This window comes from Microcystis sp. M109S1, assembly GCF_020247025.1.
GTDB lineage: Bacteria > Cyanobacteriota > Cyanobacteriia > Cyanobacteriales > Microcystaceae > Microcystis.
This window is the reverse complement of sequence record NZ_JADBRW010000134.1, coordinates 1-4,894: the sequence shown is the minus strand read 5'-3', so window position 1 is coordinate 4,894 and position 4,894 is coordinate 1. Positions and strand designations below refer to the sequence as shown.

The 4,894-nt window shown below is 40.2% G+C and carries 5 protein-coding genes; all 5 read left to right on the top strand.

Annotation, left to right across the window (positions count from 1 at the left end; all coding sequences use genetic code 11):
* Nucleotides 1-148: 148 nt before the first annotated feature.
* The 5 genes from IM322_RS06345 (at nucleotide 149) to IM322_RS06325 (ending at nucleotide 4,794) form a co-directional block, all read left to right on the top strand.
* Nucleotides 149-1,090, top strand: a complete 942-nt coding sequence (locus IM322_RS06345) for an ABC transporter ATP-binding protein (protein ID WP_287675273.1) — start codon at nucleotides 149-151, stop codon at nucleotides 1,088-1,090.
* Complete coding sequence (locus IM322_RS06340; protein WP_287675275.1) at nucleotides 1,080-1,910, top strand: ABC transporter permease; 831 nt, start codon at nucleotides 1,080-1,082, stop codon at nucleotides 1,908-1,910. The genes IM322_RS06345 and IM322_RS06340 overlap by 11 nt, the downstream gene beginning before the upstream one ends.
* A 2-nt stretch (nucleotides 1,911-1,912) precedes the next feature.
* Nucleotides 1,913-3,439, top strand: a complete 1,527-nt coding sequence (locus IM322_RS06335; protein WP_287675277.1) for a GldG family protein — start codon at nucleotides 1,913-1,915, stop codon at nucleotides 3,437-3,439.
* 48 nt (nucleotides 3,440-3,487) lie between these two features.
* Complete coding sequence (locus tag IM322_RS06330) at nucleotides 3,488-4,108, top strand: Uma2 family endonuclease (RefSeq protein WP_287675279.1); 621 nt, start codon at nucleotides 3,488-3,490, stop codon at nucleotides 4,106-4,108.
* 113 nt (nucleotides 4,109-4,221) lie between these two features.
* The gene (locus IM322_RS06325; protein WP_287713145.1) at nucleotides 4,222-4,794 is read left to right on the top strand and encodes a Uma2 family endonuclease; all 573 of its coding nucleotides are present in this window, start codon (nucleotides 4,222-4,224) and stop codon (nucleotides 4,792-4,794) included.
* Nucleotides 4,795-4,894: the final 100 nt, after the last annotated feature.

Genomic DNA, 4,894 nt, shown 5'->3' with positions numbered 1-4,894 from the left:
TAATTGACCACTGTTACATTTGGTAAATCGAGGAGTTGCTCAAAATTTATCCACATAACCCACCTCCTGTTCTGTGTTACTATTATACCATGCTCACACAGAACCTAGAAGAGCCCTGATAACTGATAACTGATAACTGATAAAGCTTATGATTGAAGTCGAACATCTGAGTAAAATTTATGGTTCTACCGCGGCAATCAGTGACGTGGATTTTACCGTAGAAAAAGGAGAAATACTCGGTTTTTTGGGACCAAATGGAGCGGGAAAAACCACAACTATGAGGATTTTATCCGGTTATATTCCTGCCACAACAGGAACAGCAAGGATAGCAGGATACGACGTGCATCAACAATCCTTAGAAGTGCGTCGTCGCATTGGTTATCTTCCCGAAAATCCCCCCTTGTATCCAGAGATGACCGTGGAAAGTTTTCTCGATTTTGTGGCACGGATTAAAGGCATCTCATCGGGGGATAGAAAAGCGCGGGTAGATTTAGTGTTAGGCAAATGTCAGTTACTAGAAAAAAGAAAAATTATTATCCGCAAGTTATCCAAGGGTTATAAACAGCGTGTGGGAATTGCCCAAGCGATCATACACGATCCACCAGTAATTATTTTAGATGAACCGACAGTAGGATTGGATCCGAAACAGATTATCGAGGTGAGAAATCTGATTAAAAGTTTAGCGGGAGAACATACAATTATTCTCTCCACTCATATTTTACCAGAAGTGAGTATTACCTGCGATCGAGCGACAATTATTAATCGGGGTCGTATCGTGGCCAATAATATTACTACCGCTACCCCTGCCAGTTCCAGTTATGAAATTGAGATCGAGGGTGATAGGGATTCCCTGCTAGAAATCCTTCAACAACTGCCGCAAGTCGAGCAAGCAGCAAAAGTCGGCGATAACCTGCTCAAAATTGTTGGTCAAGTGGGAACAAACTTAGGGGCAGAACTTGCTAGAATAGTTGTCAACAATGGTTATAACTTATTAGAAATGCGTCGCACGCGTAAAACCCTAGAAGATATCTTTCTGGAAGTAATCGGCAGCGGGGAAAATAACCACCAGGAGGAGAGGCATGATCAATAATATCTGGGCGATTTTTCGCAAGGAATTTCAAAGCTATTTTACGGCTGCCAATGCCTATATCATTATGGGGATATTTTGGTTAGTAGCAGGATTTTTCTTTAACTCCCTTCTCTACGGCATTATTCTCGATATTGGTATTCAGGAACAATCGGGATTTCTGGTAGCCAGAGATGTGGTATCTGAATTTATGACCACTTTCATCGGCATGATTTTATCCTCTTTATTGTTGGTAATTTTGCCAGCCCTGTCTATGGGATTATACGCAGAGGAAAAAAAACAGGGAACCCTAGAACTTTTAGCCACTTCCCCCCTGACTAATTGGAGTATAGCGATCGGTAAATTATTGGGAGTGTTGGCCTTTTTTACTGTGATGATTACCCCCCTGTGGATTTACGAAATAGTAGTTTTTAGTGCCGCAGTTCCCCCGGTGAATATAGCCAGTATTTTACTAGCTCATCTAGGATTAATTTTACTAGCAGCGGCCATCCTAGCCCTTGGGATGTTTATCTCATCCCTCACCAATAGTTCTATCCTTGCTTACATCATCACCTTTATCACCATCTTATTTATCTGGATACTGGATGTAATTGCTAACAATGCCGAAACCTTCTTTCGAGATCGCATCGGAGGAGAAGTGGGAGAACAGATCGGATTTTTCCTGAAAGAATTGCTCTCCCATCTATCTTGGTATCAACCCTTTAACAATTTCGTGCGGGGAATTTTTGACAGTAGTAGTTTAGTCATCTTCCTCAGTTATATTCTGCTGGGAATCTTCCTAACTACTCAAGCGATCGAAGCGGACCGTTATCAAAGAAACTAACTATGATATCCTGGCAAAAATACAGTAAATTTCTCTATATACCCGCCCTCTTTCTGGGTAGTGCCGGCTTAACAGTAGGGTTAATCTCCGGTCAATGGTCATCCCTCTCTCTGGGGTTATTAATTGCCGGGGCTATTTTGTTTCTAGGGTGGCTGTTGTTATTAGTAATCACTTCCAAAGAATTTTGGCAAAAAAGAAGTACCCGCACCGGCACTCAAACCCTCATTACTACTATTATTGTCCTCAGCGTTATCGGTTTAATTAACTTTCTCGCCCTCCGTTATCCCTATCGAGTTGATTTAACCGAAAACCAAATCTTTAGTTTATCCCCCCAAACCGAAAGACTATTAACCAATCTGTCAAAACCAGTCAAAGTCTGGATTTTTTCAACCCGGGGAATCAGTGCCAACGAAGAGGAACTTTTAGCCAATTATCAACGCAAAAATCCTCAATTTCAGTACGAGATAGTTAACCCGGAGAAAAAACCCAATATTGTCCAGGAATTCAAAAAACTAGCTGATGATAATCTGTCCAGAGTTTATCTTCAGTATGGTGACAAAAAACAACCCCTGAAAACTATTAGTGAACAGGAAAGTCTCACGGAAGCGAAACTGAGTAACGCCATTGAAACCGCTAAAACTAATCGCACTTTAACCGCTTATTTTCTGCAAGGTCATGGAGAAAATGCCATCAAAGAACCTCAAGGAGGTTTAGGACAAGCAGTCAATAGTTTAGAAGCAAAAGGTTATCAAGTAGAACCACTTAATCTAGTGGAACGTTCCACCATTCCCAATAATGCCGATGTCATTATTATTGCCAGTCCCAAAAGAAAAATATTTCCCCAAGAAGTCACCGCTTTAAAAAACTATCTCAATCAAGGGGGCAAAATTTTATTACTGATTGACCCCCAAACCGAAACCGGATTAGAACCCTTATTAACCCCTTGGGGTGTGAAACTAGATAATCGGATTATTATTGATGCTTCCGGTGCTGGGGAAATTATCGGTTTAGGTCCGGCTAGTCCCATTATTACCAATTACGGTAATCATCCCATTACTCGCGATTTTGCTAACGGTATTTCTATCTTTCCCTTTGCTCGTCCCATCGCTACCGTTCCCGTCGAAGGAATTGAAGCCGTATCTTTAATGATTACTAATGATAAAATGTGGGCTGAGAGTGATTTAAATGATCAGAATCTCCAGTTTAACCCTGAAAAAGATTTAGCTGGCCCTTTTGATCTAGGAGTTGCTCTGACGGGAAAAAAAGGTAAATTAATCGTGATTGGTAATGCCAGCTTTGCCAGCGATGGACTATTTGAACAACAGTTAAACGGAGATATATTTTTAAATTCTGTGCAGTGGTTAGCCAGTGGTGAAACAGCCACCTTATCTATCCGGGCCAAGGAACCAGAAAATAGAAGAATTAATTTAAATCCCCTGCAAGCTAACGCTATTTTTTGGATAGGGATGGTAGTGATGCCTTTAGTGGGATTTACCCTAGCCGGATTGACTTGGTGGCAACGTCGTTAATCGAGTTAGAATCTAGAAAAATCATCTCTCTTATTCCCCCTAACTGCCATGACCACAACCCAAACTATCCCCCAATTGTTGACTTTTGATGACTATATCAATCAATATCCCGATGATGGACAACAATACCAATTAATCGCAGGAAAATTATTGGCCATGATGCGACCGATCGGAAAACATGAAGAAATTGGCGGATTTGTTTCTGGAACCCTATTCTTAGAGATAAATCGGCAGCAATTGCCCTATTTTATCCCCAATACTGCCGCAGTAAAACCCCTTCGCCCCCATACAGGTTATCTACCCGATATTATTGTCTTAGACAGAGAAAATCTAGTTAATGATCCCTATTGGGAAACCGCTTCCTCAATTTCTCTGGCAACATCAGCTAAATTAATTATTGAAATTGTCAGTTCCAATTGGCGAGATGATTATCTGAAAAAATTCGACGACTACGAACAATTAGGAATTGCTGAATATTGGATTATCGATTATTTAGCTAAAGGTTCGGCCCGATATATCGGCAGCCCCAAAGAACCCACCATTTCTATCTATCAATTAATCGATGGAGAATATCAAGGTAATTTATTTAAACAGGATCAACGTCTTATTTCAGGGATTTTTCCAGAGTTAAACCTCACTGCTAATCAAATTTTTCGTGCTAGAGCTTAAAGAAAAACCCGTATTTTTAGATTAGACTTATGGCAAAAATCAAAAATTGTCCTGAGAGTCAGGAGTCAGAAGCTTATAATAGAAAATAACTCAAGATCGGAGAAATCAATCTAATGTTTGCCACAATAGAAGATAAACAAGCCCTTTCCCTCGAAGTATTTCTTGCCCTTCCAGAAACTAAGCCTGCTAGGGAATATTATCATGGAATTGTCACTCAAAAACCTATGCCCAAAGGAAAACACAGCATCTTACAATTTGAGTTAGCCTCTGCCATTAATCAACAGACTAAACCTCAAAAATTAGCTTATGCTCTACCTGAATTGCGTTGTACTTTTGCAGAACGTTCAATTGTGCCAGATATTGCGGTGATTCGTTGGGAGAATTTGCCAAGAGATCTAGATGGAGAAATGGCCGATCAATTTTTACGTTATCCCGATTGGATTATTGAAATTATGTCTCCTGAACAATCTGTTACCTTAGGGATGGAAAAGATTATTTTCTGTTTACAACAAGGAACAGAATTAGGTTGGTTGATTGATCCTTCAGCAAAGTCAGTCACCGTTTTTCAAACAGGATTACCGAAAGTACATATTGCAACTGAAGGAAATAATGAGCCTTTAGTAGTGATTAAAGGTTTAGAACGTTGGGCTCTTCGTTACTTGTTATGGTTCGATAGGGGGGCATAAATTGACTAAATCCTTCTCTGGCAAGAGACTTAATTGATGAGTTGGCTATGGATCAAAAACAATTGACAAAAATCGCCAAATGCCTTTATACATAAGGGTT